The organism is Sphingobium sp. FW305-3-2-15-F-TSA7 (genome assembly GCF_058787155.1).
The window spans coordinates 1-16,600 of sequence record NZ_JBYSZM010000030.1 but is presented as its reverse complement, the minus strand read 5'-3'; the positions used below and the strand labels follow the sequence as shown (position 1 = coordinate 16,600).

Below are 16,600 nucleotides of genomic sequence, written 5' to 3'. Positions count from 1 at the left end.
AAAGCTGATCAGGACAGGGGCAGGCTGCTCGCCACCACCTCGTGATGCTCGACATGCAGCGGGCGATCGAGCAGGTAGCGATCATCCTCGGGATAATAGCGGGCGATGGCGATGTCTTCGCCCGCAAAGCCCCTGATATCGTCAAGCGAGCGCCACCAGCTCAATGTCGTCACTTCGCTGGTGCTGTCGCCCAGGTCGCGGAACAGCATCTGGAACCCCAGATTGCCGGGGGTCGAGGTATAGTCGGTCCCGCCCGTGCCCTCGATATAGATGCGATATTCTTCGCGTTCCGCCGTGCGGATCAGGCCTTTCCAGCGGCGCAGGATCATGATCTGGCTCCGGCGATATAGGCGTCGACATTGGCGGCCAGCACGTCGAGCGGCACATTGCCGCCCAGCACCACCGTGTCGTTGAACGCCTTGTAGTCATAGCGTTTGCCGAGCGCCGTTTCGGCGCGGCGGCGCTGGCGGTTGATCTCGCTATGGCCGACCTTGTAGCCGCAGGCCTGGCCCGGCCATGAACAATAGCGATCGACTTCGCTCGAAACCTCGTCGATCGACGAGCCGTTGGTCTCCGAGAACCATTTGATCGCCTGATCGCGCGTCCAGCGTTTGGCGTGAAGCCCGGTATCGACGACCAGCCGGCAGGCGCGGAACGCGATCGACTGGAGATAGCCGAGCCTGCCCACCGGATCACCGGCATAGACGCCGAGTTCGCCCGCCATCTGCTCGGCATAAAGCGCCCAGCCTTCCGAATAGGCGTTGAAGGCGAGGATCGAGCGGATCAGCGGCAGTTTATAGGCATATTCGCCCTGCCAGACATGTCCGGGAATCGCCTCGTGATGGGTCAGCGTCGGCAGGCTGTAGCGATTGTGCAGCCCGGTCGTGTGCAGGTTGATCCAGAATTTGCCGGGCACCGTCCCGTCGATCGATCCGGGGCCGCCATAGGCGCCGGGCGCGCCGGGCTCTTCCTCGGGGGGCAGGCGCCGGACCTCGACATTGCCGCGGACCAGCGTGTTGAACGCCTGGGGCATCTTGGCGCGGATGGTGGCCAGGCGTTGCTGGATGAAGGCCATGATCTCGGCACGGCCGGGGTCGCCTTCGGGAAACAGGAAACGGGGATCCTTGCCGAGCGCCGTCATCCGTTCGCCGACGCTGCCCTTGCTGTATCCCAGGCCGCGCAGGATGACGTCCATCTCGCCCTGCAATGTCCTGAGCTCGTCCAGGCCCATCTTGTGGACTTCGTCCGGCGTCATCCGCGTCGTCGTCGCGGCGCGCAGCGACCAGGCATAGAATGCGTCGCCGTGCGGCCGCGCCCACATGCCCGCATCGGGGGTTGCACGCGTCCGTTGCGCGGTCAGCTCGGCGATCTGCCGGTCGAGCGCGGGGGCGACTTTTTCCGTCGCGATGCGCCGCGCGCGCGCCGCCCAGTCGCCCGGTATCGCCTGGGTGCGCCGCTCGATCGAGGTGACCAGGCCGCCGCCCTCGCGCGCGCCCTTGGCCGCCAGCCCAAGCTGGCCGAGCGCCTTGTCGATCAGGAAGGATGGCGCGATCAGCCCCTGTCCGCCCGCGGCCTTGAGCCGGCCCAGTTCGCCGTCGAGCTGGGTGGGATAGCTTTCCAGCCGCGCGAGATAGGCCTCGGCATCCTCGGCATTCGCGATCTGATGCTCGCTGTCGAGGAAGCGGGGCGTGTCGAGATAGGCGCCGACATTCTGGATGACGACATAGGGTGTGTTGCGCCAGCCGCCGACCGCGACATCGCCATAGGGCTGGGCGAAGCCGTCGAGCGCAAGGGTCAGGGCGCTGCGGACGACGTTCAGGCTGGTGCGCGTGATGTGGGAGAGTGCTGCCGCGTCGATCGTGCCGAGCCGGGCCAGATCGGCGCGGGCCTGGTCGGCGATCCGGCGCTGGCCGGCCTGCGACCGGTCGGCAAGCTGCGCGTGCAGCGCCGCGCGCGCGCCCTTGTCGACCCCGAGCGACGTCGCCGACTCCGGATTGAGCCGCAGCAGGTTCTCCGCGATCGAATCGAGCAGCGCATTGGCCGCGGCATCGCCGGACTGGGCCGATGCGGCGCCGGGCAGCAGGGCAAGCGCGCCGGCGGCGGTCGTGCCGATCAGTAGGTCGCGGCGGGAAAGGTCGGTCGTCATGTCACGCGACTCCGTCATCATATTTGCAATATCCTGGCAGGGTTCGGCCTTTGGCGGGATCTCAGGCGATGGGTTCGACCAGCAGCGCACCGCGATCCACCCCGGTCACGCGCAGCCGCGCCCCGAGCGCGAAATCCCCGCCCTTGGCGTTCCAGACGCCGTCGCCCACTTTCACGCGGCCGATTCCCGATTCGAACGGCTCGACCACCGTGACGATCTCGCCCACCAGCCGCGCGGCGCGGTCGTTGAGCAGGGGATCGGTGGTTTCGATCGGATTGAGCGCGAACCAGCGGCGCCCCGCAAACACCGCGACGATCGCGAGCACCGCGAACGCCGCGAATTGCGCGGGTTCGTTCAGATCGAACAACAGGGTGGCGACGCCGGTGACCAGGGCTGCCCCGCCGATCCAGAGCAGGAAGAAACCGGGCATGATGATCTCGGCGGTGCCGAGCACCGCCGCCAGGATCAGCCAGACCCATTGCGGTTCCAGCGGAAAGATATCCATCATCGCGCCGTCTCCTCAGCCTTGCTGCTCGAACGGCCCCGGACGTTTGGGGCGGGGCGGCGGCGGGGGCGAGCCCGGGTTTGAGGGCGTCGATCCGCTGCCCAATATGGCATCCTTCGCCAGCTCGCCGATTCCGCCTAGCGTGCCGATGAGCGCGGTCGCCTCCACCGGGAAGAGGATGGTCTTGGCATTGGGCGAGGTCGCGAACTGGCTCACCGCCTCGACATATTTCTGCGCGATGAAATAGTTGAGGGCCTTCGAATTGCCGCTCGCGATCGCGTCGGACACCATCTGCGTCGCCTTGGCTTCGGCCTCTGCTTCGCGTTCGCGCGCTTCGGCGTCGCGGAAAGCCGCCTCGCGACGGCCCTCGGCCTGCAGGATCTGGGCCTGCTTCTCGCCTTCGGCGCGCAGGATCTCGGAAGCGCGCATGCCCTCGGACTCGAGGATCGAGGCGCGTTTCTCGCGCTCGGCCTTCATCTGCCGCGCCATCGCGTTCGAGATATCCTGTGGCGGGCGGATATCCTTCACTTCGACGCGCGTGATCTTGACGCCCCAGGGGCCGGTCGCATGGTCGACCACGTTGAGCAGCCGCGCATTGATCTCGTCGCGGCGGGACAGCAATTCGTCTAGGTCCATCGATCCCATCACCGTACGCAGGTTGGTCGTGGTGAGCTGCATGATGGCGATATAGAGTTCGGAGACCTCATAGGCGGCCTTGGCGGGTTCGAGCACCTGGAAGAACACGACGCCGTCGACGGCGACCATCGCATTGTCCTTGGTGATGATCTCCTGGCCGGGGATATCGAGCACCTGCTCCATCATGTTGACCTTGCGGCCGACGCGATCGACGAAGGGCACGATCAGGTTGAAGCCCGGATGCGCGACATGGGTGAAGCGGCCGAAACGCTCGATCGTATATTGATAGCCCTGTCGGACCACGGTGACGCCGGCGACGACGAACGCGACCACCATGATCACGAGAAAAAGCAGGAAATATTCCATGGCAAACCCCTCCGACCGCCTGTGCAACGATACTGCCCCGCCAGCCCTTGCCCGCCAAGCATAATCGGGCGAAGAGCGGGACCATGAGCAACCCGGCCTTCTCCCCGCGCACCGCACTCTATCTGCCCGCCTCCAACGCCCGCGCGATCGAAAAGGCGCGTGGGCTCTACGCGGACATGATCATGCTCGACCTCGAGGATGCGGTGCCGCCCGATCGCAAGACCGAGGCGCGCGCCGCCGCGGTCGCTGCGGTCGAGACTGGTTTCGGCTGTCCGGTGGCGATCCGGATCAACGCGATCGGCAGCGAATGGCACGCCGCCGACCTCGATGCGGTGGCGCATTCGCGCGCCGATTACATGGTGTTGCCCAAGGTCGAATCGCCGAAGGCGCTGGCCGCGTCGGGCAAACCGCTGCTGGCGATGATCGAAACCCCGGACGGTGTGCAGGCCGCCGCGACGATCGCGCGCCAGCCCGGCGTCGCAGGCCTGATCGCGGGAACCAACGATCTCAAGGCGGAACTGCGCATCCCGTCGGGCGCGGGGCGCGAAGGACTCGTGCTCGCGCTGCAGACGATCGTGCTTGCGGCGCGCGGCGCCGGCATCATCGCGCTTGACGGCGTCTGGAACCGGCTCGACGATCCCGCCGGGCTTGAGGACGAATGCCGCCAGGGCAGGGCGTTCGGCTTCGACGGCAAGACCGTGATCCATCCGGCGCAGATCGAGATCGCCAATCGCGTGTTCGGCCCTGATGCGGCCGAGCTGGAGGATGCCCGCGCATTGATCGCCGCATTCGACGGCGGCGCCGTCCGATTCCGCGATCGGATGATCGAATCGATGCATGTCGATGCGGCGAGGCGGCTGATTGGGCAGGCCGATACCAGGGTTCGATGAGGGTTGCTCATCGAACCCTGGTATCGCCCCGCGCGGCGCCTGAGCGTTCTAGGGTGCGGATGCGTTAGCATCCCTGCACCCTGGTATTAGGGTTTACGCCGGACCGATTAGCTGCCACTGGCTCTCCATGAGAGCCCCGCTCGATTCCTTCATCGCCAGCCGCTGCCGCGTTTCGCGCGGGCTGGTGAGGTGTATTCCGGGCGGCGCCAGCAACGGAGCCTGCCGCTGACCATGGATATCGCCCTCGGCCTCACCTTCGACGACGTTCTGCTGCGCCCCGGCGAATCCGAGGTCCTGCCCAGCCAGGCGGACACCCGGACCCGGATCACGCGCGATATCGGGCTCAACATCCCGATCCTGTCCTCGGCGATGGATACGGTGACCGAGGCTGACATGGCGATCGTCATGGCGCAATTGGGCGGCATCGGCGTGCTCCACCGGAATCTGAGCGTCGAGGAACAGGCGGATGCGGTGCGCGCCGTGAAGCGCTTCGAATCGGGCATGGTGGTCAATCCGATCACGATCGCGCCCGATCGGCCGCTTGCCGAGGCGCAGGCGCTGATGGCGCGGCACCGGATTTCCGGCATTCCCGTGGTGGAGGCGAGCGGCCGGCTGGTCGGCATCCTGACCAATCGCGACGTCCGTTTCGCCGAAAATCCGAATCAGCCGGTTTCCGAGCTGATGACTCACGAGAATCTGGCGACCGTGAAGCTCGGCGTGAACCAGGAAGAGGCGCGCCGGCTGCTCCATCAGCGGCGGATCGAGAAGCTGCTGGTGGTCGACGATTCCTATCATTGCGTCGGGCTGATCACGGTCAAGGATATCGAAAAGGCGGTGAATTATCCCAACGCCACCAAGGACGGCTCGGGCCGCCTGCGCGTGGCGGCGGCGACCACCGTCGGCGACAAGGGTTTCGAGCGCACCGAGGCGCTGATCGATGCCGAATGCGACCTGATCGTGGTCGATACCGCGCACGGCCATTCGAAGATGGTCTCGGCCGCGGTCGAGCGAATCAAGCGCCTGTCCAATTCGGTCCAGATCGTCGCGGGCAATGTCGCGACGGCGGAAGCGACGCGCGCGCTGATCGGCGCGGGCGCCGACGGCATCAAGGTCGGCATCGGCCCGGGCTCGATCTGCACCACCCGCGTCGTCGCCGGCGTCGGCGTGCCGCAGCTCACCGCGGTGATGGAATCGGCCGAGGAGGCCGCGAAATCGGGCGTCCCGGTGATCGCCGATGGCGGCCTGCGTACCTCGGGCGATATCGCCAAGGCCTTGGCCGGCGGCGCGTCGAGCGTGATGGTCGGATCCTTGCTCGCGGGCACGGAAGAAGCGCCGGGTGAAACCTTCCTCTATCAGGGCCGCGTCTATAAATCCTATCGCGGCATGGGCTCGGTCGGCGCGATGGCGCGCGGATCGGCCGATCGGTATTTCCAGCAGGATATCAAGGATCAGCTCAAGCTGGTTCCCGAGGGGATCGAGGGACAGGTGCCGTTCAAGGGCCCGGCCAAGGACGTGATCCACCAGCTCGTCGGCGGCGTGAAGGCCGCGATGGGCTATACCGGCTCGAAGACGATCGAGGATCTGCAGAGCCGTGCGCGCTTCGTCCGCATCACCAATGCGGGGCTGCGCGAAAGCCATGTCCATGATGTGAGCATCACACGCGAAGCACCCAATTATCCGACGCGTTAGAACGGTTTGCGTTGAGATATTAGCGCGTGGAATGAGCGGGGCCGAGAAATGACACCGCAGGCGCGAGTCCAGGCAGCGATCGACCTGCTCGACGAGATCATCGTCGCGGCGCGTGAGGGTGGTGCGGCGGCCGACACGCTGATCGCGCGCTATTTCAAGACCCGGCGCTATGCCGGCTCGAAGGATCGCCGGGCCGTCCGCGATCTCGTCTACGCGGCCATCCGTCGCTCGGGCGAGCGGCCCGAAACCGGCCGTGTCGCGATGCTGGAGGTCGCGGACCCGGCATTGTTCGATGGGTTTCCCCATGCACCGGCGCCGATCGGGGATGGTGAGCGCGCCACGCCGGCAACCCCGGTGCCGGCCTGGCTCACGCAGCGGCTCGCCGTTTCCGAGCCCGAGGAACTGATTGCGCTGCTCCAACGTGCGCCGCTCGACCTGCGGGTCAACCGGCTGAAATCGACGCGTGCGGCGGTGCTGGCCGATTTGCCCGAAGCCGTCCCGACCGCGCATGCCCCCGATGGCCTGCGCCTGCCCGAGGGGTTCGCGATCGAGACACACCCGCTCTGGACGTCGGGCGCGGTCGAGATACAGGACGAGGGCAGCCAGCTTATCACCCAAGCCTGCCGGGCGGGACCGGATATGACTGTCGTCGATCTCTGTGCGGGCGCGGGCGGCAAGACGCTGGCGCTGGCCGCCGATATGGCGGGGCGCGGCCGCCTGATCGCCTGCGATACGGTGAAGGCACGGCTGGACCGCTTGCCGCCGCGCGCCGAGCGCGCCGGCGCGGCGGGGATCGAACCCCGGTTGCTCGATGGCGGCCGCGAAGCTGCCGCCCTGGCCGATCTGGCCGGGCAGGCCGATATCGTGCTGGTCGATGCGCCCTGTTCGGGCAGTGGTACCTGGCGGCGCAATCCGGAGGCGCGCTGGCGGCTCACCCCGCAGCGGCTGGAGGCGCTCACGGCGCTCCAGGCACGGATCATCGATTTTGCGGTGCCGCTGCTCCGGCCGGGCGGATCTCTGGTCTATGCAGTGTGTTCGTTGATTGATGCCGAAGGATGCGATCAGGTCGCAGCCGCGCTTTCGCGCCATTCCTCCTTGACGGCGGAAACCCCGATACCCCATGTTGGGCGGATGAGGGGCGATGGGGTCATGCTTACCCCTGCAAGGGATCGCACCGACGGATTTTTCGTCGCGAGACTGACGCGGGCGTTGCAGCCATGACCCGATCGCCCATGTTGGAGACGATCATGCGTTACACGCCCGCCACGTGCGCCCTTGCCCTCGCATTCGCCTGTGTTTCGAGTGCGGTGAGCGGGCAGCGCCCCGACGCCGAAATCTCGCCGCAGTCGCTTGCGCTGCTCGAGGAAGGCAAGGCCATGGCCGCCGCGGGCAATTTCCAGGGCGCGAACGACATATTGGAAAGCGCGCTCGTCGCCGATCCGCGCAATCGCCAGGCCTATGTCGCGCTGGCACAGGTCGCCAAGAAACAGGATCTGAACGGCAAGGCGATCCGCTTCTACCGCGAGGCGCTCAAGATCGACCCCAATGACCTGAACGCGCTGGCCGGCCAGGGCGAAGCGATGGTCGCCAAGGGCGCCGTCGAAAAGGCGCGCGAGAATCTGGCACGGATCGAGAAACTCTGCGTCGCGCGCTGCGCCGAACAGAACCAGCTCGCCGCCGCGATCGAAAAGGGGCCGTCGCCGACGATGCTGACCGTCAAATCGGTAACGCCAAAGCCGGTCGTGACGCAGAAGGAATCGAACTGAGGGTCTGATCCTCGGCTCTACTTGCTACCCCGTCCTCACCGTCATTCCGGCGAAAACCGGAGACGTAGTCGACCGCAGGTCAATCTCACTTTTCTGTCTACCGACGCACGAAGAGAAGCAGGCTTCCGGCTAAGCAACCTCTCTCTCCTCCGCGTCTCCGCGCCTCCGCGTGAACCTGTCAGTCCGGAAGCGCTGCCCAGACGAGGATGGTTCACGCGGAGGCGCGGAGACGCGGAGGATCTTTCTCAAGCGGCATGCCTTTTTCACCGCTTCTTCTCTTCGCGCTTTCGCGGCTTCGCGTGAATCCGATGACCTTGGGCAGCCGCCGAAGCCTCAGCGCTGCATCGCCCGCGCAACGGCGACGAATTCGTCCACGCTCAGCGTCTCGGCACGCCGCGTCGCTTCGATGCTGACGGCTTCGAGCGCGTCGAGTGCACCGGGCAGCCCTTTGACGCTCTGGCGCAGCATCTTGCGGCGCTGGCCGAACGCCGCGGCGGTCAACGCCTCCAGCGTGCGGACCGAAACCCCGGCGGGCGCCTCGCGCGGCGTCAGATGGACGACGGCGGACATCACCTTGGGCGGCGGGGTGAAGGCGGAGCGGTGGACGGTCATCGCCAGCCGCGCATCGCAACGCCATTGGCTGAGGACGGCCAGCCGCCCGTAAGCGCCGGTATCGGGCTTGGCGACGACGCGTTCCGCCACCTCTTTCTGGAACATCAGCGTGAGCGATTTCCACCACGGCACCCATGTCGGCGCGGTCAGCCAGCGCACCAGCAGCGCGGTGCCGACATTATAGGGCAGATTGGCGACGACATGCGCGCTGGGCACGATCCGCGGCTCGTCGATATCGAGCGCGTCGCCCTCGATTACCGTCAACTGCCCGGGTTTCCAGGCGTCGAGCTCGGCAAGTGCGGGAATGCAGCGCCGATCGCGTTCGACCGCAACCACGCGGGCGCCGGCGCGCAGCAGCGCGCGCGTCAATCCGCCCGGGCCAGGGCCGACTTCATAGGCGGTTTCGCCGTCGATCGGGCCGGGGATACGCGCGATCCGATCGAGTAATTGCTCGTCGAGCAGGAAATTCTGGCCCAGCGCCTTGCTCGCGTCGAGGCCGTACCGCGCGATCACCGCGCGGAGCGGCGGCAGCTCCGTCACGCCGGATATGTCATTGCGGCACGGCTTCGCGGCATCGCATCGCGTCCGCGGCCATCCTGATCGCCGCGATCATCGCGCCGGGCTCCGCCTTGTCCTGTCCGGCGAGCGCGAAGGCGGTGCCGTGATCGGGCGAGGTCCGGACAAAGGGCAGGCCGAGCGTCATGTTGACGCCTTCGTCGAAATGCAGCGTCTTGAGCGGGATCAGTGCCTGATCGTGATAGAGGCACATCGCCACGTCATATTCGGCGCGCGCGCGTGGATGGAACATCGCATCGGCCGCGAACGGCCCCAGCGCGTCTATCCCCATTTCGCGCAACTGCTCGATCGCGGGGATCAGCATGTCGATCTCCTCACGCCCCAGTGCGCCATTTTCTCCGGCATGGGGATTGAAACCGGCAAAGGCGAGCCGGGGATTGGCGATACCGAAATTGCGCGTCAGTCCCTTGGCGGTGGCCAGCGATCGCGTCACGATCAGATCGATCGACAGCGCGTCCGAAACCGCGCGGAGCGGCAGATGCGTGGTGATGGGCACGACTTTCAGAGTCGGGCCCGCGAGCAGCATCACCGCATTCTCCTTGGAGATGCCGCAGCGCTCGGCGACGAACTCGGTCTGGCCGGGATGGGTGAAGCCGATCGCATAGAGCTGCGATTTCGAGACCGGCCCGGTCACCAGCGCGCCCGCGGCGCCCGAACGCGCCAGGCCAGAGGCCAGTTCGAGCGAATCGAGCGAACAGCGCGCACCCTCGACATCGGGAACGCCGGGCACGATCGTCCCGCCATCCTCGATGTTGAGCAGGGGAAGGCCCTGGTCGAATGCGGCCATGGTTTCGGCGGGATCGCTGATCCGCGCGACCGGGCCGTCCCAGACCGCATTCACCGAACGGGCGTCGCCCACGACGAAAAACGGAAACAGCCCATGTCTATGCCGTTCGGCCCAGGCCTTGGCGGCGACTTCCGGGCCGATGCCTGCGGGGTCGCCGAGCGAGATTGCGAGCGGGGTCACGCGCCGGCGCCCCTCACTGATAGTCGACGACCGCGTCGCGCCTCAGATCGCGCAGATAGCGTCGCGCACGGCGGTTGATCCGCTCTTCCTCGAGCTGCGCCATGATCGCGTCGAACGACGGGCCGCCGGCAACCTGGGGATCGTCGCGGCCGCACAGCACGAGCACGCGGACGCCTTCCTCGAGCGAGCCGAAGGGCGGTGTCGCCTGGCCGATCTGCAGCTTGAGCAGCACGTCCTGAAGCTGGGGCGGCAGGTCGCGGATCTTGACCTGGTCATTGTCGACCACTTCGGCGCCGAACTGCGTCGCGGTGGCCTGAACCGTGCCGCAGCCGCTGATCCCGCGCGTCGCGGTGGCGAATTTCTCGACCTGCGGCGTTGCTTGTGCCTGCGTCATGCCCTTGGGAAAGCTGATCGCGACCTGTTTCAGGCTCATCACCGCGTCGCGCGGATCGGCGGTCAGTACCTGGCGCTGGTCGATCTTCACCAGAATGGAGACGCCGCCGGGCACGGCGATCGGCCCCGCGACCTGTCCGACGGTCATGCGCTGCGATGCTTCGGCAAGCGCTGCGGGAAGCTGCTCGGCGCGGATCCAGCCGAGATCGCCGCCGACCGCCGCGGTCGACGCTTCGGAGAATTGCCGGGCATAGGCCGCGAAGGAGCCACCCTGCTGGACCTGCTCCATGATCCGCTTTGCGTTCGCCATGGTCTCGTTCATCGTCTCGGGCGAACCGGAAAGATAAATCTCGCCCATGCGATATTCGGCCGTGCCCTTGGTGGCGTTCAGCCGGTCGATGATCGACTGGACCTCTTCCTGCGCGACATTGACGAAGGGCGTGATCTTACGGCCGAGCACGCGATTCCACGCCAGCTCGCCTTCGATCTGCCGTTTGATCGAGCGTTCCGAAGATCCGTTCGCCTTCAGGAATTCGGTCATCTGCTGCGGGGTGCGTTTGAAGTTCTGCGCGACCATCGCATAGCGCTGGTTGACCTCTTCGCTCTTCACTGCGACCTCGGCGGCTTTCGCCTCCTGGATCTGCAATGTCTCGTCGATCAGGTTGCGCAGCACCTGGACGCGCAGCCGCTGCTTTTCCTCGTCCGGAACATTGGATCCCTGATTGGCGAGCATCACCAGCGCCAGGCGCTGGTCGACGTCGGTCGCGGTGATCACCTCGCCGTTGACGCGTGCTGTCGCCTTGTAGACGTTCGGCTCCATCTTGCCGAAGAATTGCGGATTGGTCGGCACGTTGAGCGGTGCGCTGGGCACGCTCGCATCGTCACGCACGGTCTGCGCGACCGCGACGCCCGCCGCGATCGTCCCCGAAAGTAAAAGGCCGGCCCGCGCAATGCGCCGGACGCCGGAAAAACCTGCCATCATCCTGTGGCTATCTCCAAAGAATCCCACTGACACCCATAAAGACGAGCGCATGAACTAGGGCTTACAGGCCCAATTGCTTGAAAGCTACCCGCAACAGATATGTGTTGCCGCGCCGGGCATCGCCGGTGTTCGCATAATCGCGGCGCCACGTCACGCCAAGCTCGAGACATTCATCCTCATAGGACAGGCCCAGCCGGTGGCGGACGGGCTCATATCCGTCTGCGGTGGTCAGCGGATCCTCGCGCGCGCCGGTCAGGTCGATCGTCGTCGATCCGAACACCGACCAGTATTTCGCGACCTGGACACGGCCGCCCAGCCGGATCTCCTCGCGATCGCGCAGATCCTCGAGCTGCGGACCGATATTCCGGTCGAGCCGGAGATAACCGATCATCGCATAGGTGTTGCGGCCGCCGATCGTGGCGTCGATCTCGTTGCGGCGGATCGCCAGGCTATCCTTGTCGAGCCGGTAACGATGGGTCAGGCTGACGAAGCGCTTGAAGCGGACGGTGGTGCGGCCGACGATGTCCGATGTGCGGTTGGTCAGGCCGGTGCCGTCGGGGAACAGCCCCGGCCGTGCCGACAGGCGATAGCTTTGCCCGACGATCGTGTTGATCGACAGCCCCGGCCGGTCGAGCGACCATTCCACGCCATAGGTGACGCGCGTGCCGTCCTCATAGCGGTCATAGCCGGCGAAGCGGTTGATCGCGAACAGGTTGCTGTCCTCCAGATCGACGGCGCGCGCATCCTCGTTGGGAATGTTCAGATTGCCTTCGACCGGGGACGCGACGAACTGGACGCGCGGCGTCAGCCGCTGCGTGCCGCCGAACGCCTCGCCGACGAACGGCCATTTGACGTCCACCGCGAACGACGCGACCGAGCGGAAGGACCAGCCGGGATCGCCGCGATAGGCGGGGTTCACCGTCTTGAGTATTTCGTCGGTATGATAGGCGTCGCTGCGCGCATAGGCGGTGAAGGTCACTTCCTGGCCCAGCGGCGTCAGCTTGCGCAGGTCCCAGCGCACGCCGGCAAAGGCGCGCTGCGTGTCCTGGCCCGCGGTGCGCGTCAGGAACAGCGTATTGCCCTGGATCTCGAACGTGCCGCCGAGAAACCCCTCGCGGATACGCTGGCGATAATCGATCACCGGCAGCGCGATCGGTTGCTGCCCCTGCACGCCGCCCGCGCGCAGCGTCTGCGTCGCCCAGCCCGCGATCGAGAAATAGCTGTCGGTGTCGATCCGCTCGAGATTGATCGTCGAACGCAGCCGGTCTTCGCGCGTGATATCGTAGCGGCGCAGGAACGTCCGGTCGCTCGCCAGTCGCGCCGAACCGGTCAGGCTCCAATTGGGATCGAACTGCAGCTTGCCGCTGGCATCGAGATAGCCGCGAAAATCCTTCGTCCCATCGGTGCCCGGCGCGATCGATGTGATGGGCTGGCGGCGTCCATAGGTGCCGAACCCGGTGACCTGGAACGCACCGAGGTCGGTCAACGCGCGGAATTGCGTCTCGATCATCGGCAGCGCGTTGCTGTAGAGATGCGGCGTAATCGTCAGGTCCCGGTCGGACGCCAGGCGCAGATAATAGGGCAGCGCGATTTCGAACCCGTTGACCCGGTCATAGCGGACGTCGGGCACCAATATGCCCGATGCGGCCTGATCGCCGACGCTATGGGTGAGGCCGGGCAACGGAATCAGCGGCATGCCGAACAGTTCGAGCCGCGCGCCCTTGTAACGCACGCGCTTGCGCCCGGCATCGTACACCACGTTGACCGCGGTGATCTTCCAGGTCGGCTCGCGCGGGCACCCTGCCGAATCGGTGATCGGGCAGGGGGAATAGGCGGCCCGGTCCAGCGTGTAGATATCGCCGGCGCGCGATCCCTTGATCGCCGCCAGGCGCCCGCCTTCGTCGAGCACGACCAGCAGATTCTCCACCATGCCGTCGCGCAGCGTATCGGTCAGGTCGACCTTGTCGCCATAGGCGGTATCGCCGCCCGGATTGACCACCGCGACATTGCCTTCGGCGACGACCTTGCCGGTGCTGCGGTCCCAGATCACCTTGTCGGCGCGCAGGCGGTTGCCTTCGCGGAACATGCGGACGTCGCCGCTGGCGGTGACGACCTGGCTGTTGGAATCATATTCCAGATTGCCGGCGGTGAAGGTGATTTCCTCATCGGTCGCGGGCGTCTGCCCCGCCGCGGGCGGCGGCGGGGGGGATACCGGGCGCGGCTTCAGATCCTGCGCGGTCGCCGGCGAGGCCAGAAGCGCGCACGGCAGCGCCGCCGAGAGCAGGAAGGTCTTACGCGTCACTTGGGCTCCACATTCCGGCGACAGGGTGCCGCATATCGCACCGGACGGAGCCGGCTGCAACCTGAGCCGCATCCGGCTCGCGCTTCGCCTTTTGCCAGCGGCGGCGGACTGGCTTAACAGGCGCCTCACCCTATATCACCGCCATTCAGCGAAAGGCCCATACGTCCATGCGCATCCGTTTTGCCGCCGCCCAGCCCGAAGGTGATCACGCGCTGGCCCTTCCTATCCGCAAGGGCGCCGATTTTCCGGCGACGCTGGCGGGGCTCGATGCGGCGGGCACCGCGCTTGCCAAGGCCGCGGCAGCGGCTGCGCGCTTCGATGGCGAGGCCGGCACGACGGTGGAACTGGTCGTGGCCGAAGGGCAGGGCGCCCGCCGCGTCGTGCTGTTCGGCCTGGGCGATCGCGACGAATCGGTCGCCTGGGAACGTGCCGGCGGCGCGCTCGCCGCCCGGCTGCTGACCTCGGGCGAGACTCGGCTGGTGGTCGATCTGTCGGGCAGCGTCTCGCGCGCGTCCGATGCCGCCGGACTCGCGCTCGGCGCGGTGCTCCGGGGCTGGCGCCACGACGTGTATCGCACCCGTCTGCCCGAAAAATCGAAGCCGACGCTCGATGAAGTGGTGATCGTCGGCGCCGCCGACGGCGCCGAGGCCGCCTGGGCCGGGCCGAATGCGGTGGCCGAAGGCGTGATGCTCACGCGCACCCTCGTCTCCGAGCCCGCGAACATCATCTACCCCGAAAGCTTCGTCGAACGCTGCCGGCATCTCGCCGAGCTCGGCGTCGAGATCGAGGTTCTCGATCGCGCGGCGATGCAACAGCTCGGCATGGGCGCATTGCTCGGCGTTTCGCTGGGATCCGAGCGCGAACCGCGCTTGCTCGTGATGCGCTGGGACGGCACTGACGGGGCTGAAAAGACCCCGCTCGCGTTCGTCGGCAAGGGCGTCACCTTCGACACCGGCGGTATCTCGATCAAGCCGGCGGCGGGCATGGAGGACATGAAGTGGGACATGGGCGGGGCCGGCGCCGTCGCGGGCGCGATCAAGGCGCTGGCGCTGCGCAAGGCCAAGGCCCATGTCGTCGGCGTCTGCGGCCTCGTCGAGAATATGCCCGACGGCAAGGCGCAGCGTCCCGGTGACGTGGTGACCTCGATGTCGGGACAGACCATCGAAGTCATCAACACCGATGCCGAGGGGCGGCTGGTGCTGTGCGACGCGATCACCTGGGTCCAGCGCAAATATGCGCCCAGGACGATCGTCGACCTGGCGACGCTGACCGGCGCGATGATCATTGCGCTGGGCAACGAGCATGGCGGCATCTTCGCCAACGACGACGGTCTCGCCGACCAGTTGATCGCGGCCGGCAAGGCGGCGGGCGACCCGCTGTGGCGCTTCCCGCTCGGCGATGCCTACAACAAGCTCATCGACTCGCCGATCGCCGACATGAAGAATGTCGGCCCGCGCGGCGCCGGATCGATCACCGCGGCGCAGTTCATCCAGCGCTTCGTCGACGACGGCGTCAAATGGGCGCATCTCGACATTGCCGGCATGGTCTGGGCCGACAAGGCGGGTCCGACCTGGGAGAAGGGCGCGACCGGCTATGGCGTGCGCCTGCTCGACCGGTTCGTCGCGGACACGCTTGAAGGCTGATGCAGGTCGATTTCTACCAGCTCGGCGGTCTGCCGGTCGAACAGGTGCTGCCCGCGATCGCGCAGCGCCTGCTCGACTCGGACGCACGCCTGCTGGTGGTGACCGGCGACGAAGCGCAGCAGGTCCGGATCGATGCCGCGCTATGGTCGGCGCGACCCGATTCTTTCCTGCCGCATGCGCGTGCCGGCACGGACGATGATGCGGTACAGCCGATCCTGATCTCCGCGACGGCGGACGCGGCCAATGCGGCACGCAACGTCGCGCTGGCCGACGGCGCATGGCGCGACGAGGCGCTTGGCTTCGATCGCGTTTTCCACTTTTTCGATGCCGAGTCGGTCGATGTGGCGCGGGCGGCGTGGCGCGGCCTCAACAGCCGCGAGGATGTCGAGCGGCGCTACTGGGTTCAGGACGAGGCCGGCAAATGGAGCCGGATGGCCTGAGCATGTGGCGCGTGCTTGCGGTTATGCGCGCCCGCCGCTAAGGGGCGCGCATCCCCATCATCCAGAACATTGGAGCTGTGACGGCCATGGCCGCAAATCGCACCTTTTCGATCATCAAGCCCGACGCCACCCGCCGCAACCTGACCGGTGCGGTCACCAAGATGCTCGAGGAGGCCGGCCTGCGCGTCGTCGCTTCCAAGCGCATCCAGATGACCAAGGAGCAGGCCGAGGGCTTCTATGCGGTCCATAGCGAGCGCCCCTTCTTCAACGACCTGGTCAGCTTCATGATCTCGGGTCCGGTCGTGGTCCAAGTGCTCGAGGGCGAGAACGCCGTGCAGCGCAACCGCGACATCATGGGCGCGACCAACCCGGAGAATGCCGAGCCCGGCACGATCCGCAAGGAACTGGCCGAGTCGATCGAAGCCAATTCGGTCCATGGTTCGGACAGCGACGAGAATGCGGCGATCGAAATCGCCTATTTCTTCAAGCCGGAAGAACTGGTCGGCTGATCGATCGATCCCGACTCGAAAAAAGGGGCCGCCGGACATTCCGGCGGCCCTTTTTCGTTTGGGATCGTTGGAGTTTGATCCATCTGCCTTGAAGTCCCCACCGTCATCAACTCAGATGCTGGCGAGCTGATCACGAAGCTTAGCGTTAGCGATGATGATGAGTTTGCGCATGGTTGCG

General features: G+C 66.4%; 15 protein-coding genes. 7 read left to right on the top strand and 8 right to left on the bottom strand.

Annotated features, from left to right (window positions below):
- Positions 1-8: 8 nt before the first annotated feature.
- From AC3WN8_RS21405 to AC3WN8_RS21390, 4 genes are all read right to left on the bottom strand, one after another.
- Positions 9-329: a hypothetical protein gene (locus AC3WN8_RS21405; protein WP_492671514.1), complete on the bottom strand. Its 321-nt coding sequence runs from the start codon at positions 327-329 to the stop codon at positions 9-11.
- On the bottom strand, positions 326-2,146 hold the full coding sequence (locus AC3WN8_RS21400) for a DUF885 domain-containing protein (protein WP_492671513.1): 1,821 nt from the start codon (positions 2,144-2,146) through the stop codon (positions 326-328). Before AC3WN8_RS21400 ends, AC3WN8_RS21405 begins: the two co-directional genes overlap by 4 nt.
- Before the next feature lie 61 nt (positions 2,147-2,207).
- A complete protein-coding gene (locus tag AC3WN8_RS21395) occupies positions 2,208-2,654 on the bottom strand; it encodes an NfeD family protein (protein WP_492671512.1) in 447 nt (148 codons plus the stop codon).
- Between the two features lie 12 nt (positions 2,655-2,666).
- Positions 2,667-3,653, bottom strand: coding sequence for an SPFH domain-containing protein (locus AC3WN8_RS21390; protein ID WP_492671511.1), 987 nt, complete (start codon positions 3,651-3,653; stop codon positions 2,667-2,669).
- An 83-nt stretch (positions 3,654-3,736) separates the two neighbouring features.
- Here AC3WN8_RS21390 and AC3WN8_RS21385 point away from each other — a divergent pair, with 83 nt between their 5' ends.
- The 4 genes from AC3WN8_RS21385 (at position 3,737) to AC3WN8_RS21370 (ending at position 7,998) form a co-directional block, all read left to right on the top strand.
- Positions 3,737-4,543 carry an HpcH/HpaI aldolase/citrate lyase family protein gene (locus AC3WN8_RS21385; RefSeq protein WP_492671510.1) on the top strand — a complete coding sequence of 269 codons (807 nt, stop codon included), beginning with the start codon at positions 3,737-3,739 and terminating at the stop codon, positions 4,541-4,543.
- A 231-nt stretch (positions 4,544-4,774) separates the two neighbouring features.
- Positions 4,775-6,232: an IMP dehydrogenase gene (guaB, locus tag AC3WN8_RS21380; RefSeq protein WP_492671509.1), complete on the top strand. Its 1,458-nt coding sequence runs from the start codon at positions 4,775-4,777 to the stop codon at positions 6,230-6,232.
- Between the two features lie 48 nt (positions 6,233-6,280).
- Positions 6,281-7,453 (top strand): RsmB/NOP family class I SAM-dependent RNA methyltransferase, encoded by a 1,173-nt coding sequence (locus AC3WN8_RS21375; protein WP_492671508.1) that lies wholly within the window; start codon positions 6,281-6,283, stop codon positions 7,451-7,453.
- Between the two features lie 26 nt (positions 7,454-7,479).
- The gene (locus tag AC3WN8_RS21370) at positions 7,480-7,998 is read left to right on the top strand and encodes a tetratricopeptide repeat protein (RefSeq protein WP_492671507.1); all 519 of its coding nucleotides are present in this window, start codon (positions 7,480-7,482) and stop codon (positions 7,996-7,998) included.
- Between the two features lie 333 nt (positions 7,999-8,331).
- Here the strand turns inward: AC3WN8_RS21370 and rsmA are convergent, their stop codons facing one another.
- From rsmA to AC3WN8_RS21350, 4 genes are all read right to left on the bottom strand, one after another.
- Entirely contained in the window at positions 8,332-9,150 is an 819-nt protein-coding gene (gene rsmA, locus AC3WN8_RS21365) for a 16S rRNA (adenine(1518)-N(6)/adenine(1519)-N(6))-dimethyltransferase RsmA (protein ID WP_492671506.1), read from the bottom strand.
- Positions 9,151-9,160: 10 nt separating this feature from the next.
- Positions 9,161-10,153, bottom strand: coding sequence for a 4-hydroxythreonine-4-phosphate dehydrogenase PdxA (gene pdxA / locus AC3WN8_RS21360; protein WP_492671505.1), 993 nt, complete (start codon positions 10,151-10,153; stop codon positions 9,161-9,163).
- 13 nt (positions 10,154-10,166) lie between these two features.
- A complete protein-coding gene (locus tag AC3WN8_RS21355; protein ID WP_492671504.1) occupies positions 10,167-11,528 on the bottom strand; it encodes a peptidylprolyl isomerase in 1,362 nt (453 codons plus the stop codon).
- A 61-nt stretch (positions 11,529-11,589) separates the two neighbouring features.
- Complete coding sequence (locus AC3WN8_RS21350; RefSeq protein ID WP_492671503.1) at positions 11,590-13,830, bottom strand: LPS-assembly protein LptD; 2,241 nt, start codon at positions 13,828-13,830, stop codon at positions 11,590-11,592.
- A 167-nt stretch (positions 13,831-13,997) separates the two neighbouring features.
- Here AC3WN8_RS21350 and AC3WN8_RS21345 point away from each other — a divergent pair, with 167 nt between their 5' ends.
- The 3 genes from AC3WN8_RS21345 (at position 13,998) to ndk (ending at position 16,422) form a co-directional block, all read left to right on the top strand.
- The gene (locus AC3WN8_RS21345; protein WP_492671502.1) at positions 13,998-15,473 is read left to right on the top strand and encodes a leucyl aminopeptidase; all 1,476 of its coding nucleotides are present in this window, start codon (positions 13,998-14,000) and stop codon (positions 15,471-15,473) included.
- Entirely contained in the window at positions 15,473-15,913 is a 441-nt protein-coding gene (locus tag AC3WN8_RS21340; protein WP_492671501.1) for a DNA polymerase III subunit chi, read from the top strand. Before AC3WN8_RS21345 ends, AC3WN8_RS21340 begins: the two co-directional genes overlap by 1 nt.
- Positions 15,914-15,999: 86 nt before the next feature.
- A complete protein-coding gene (gene ndk / locus AC3WN8_RS21335; RefSeq protein ID WP_492671500.1) occupies positions 16,000-16,422 on the top strand; it encodes a nucleoside-diphosphate kinase in 423 nt (140 codons plus the stop codon).
- The last annotated feature ends 178 nt before the right edge of the window (positions 16,423-16,600 follow it).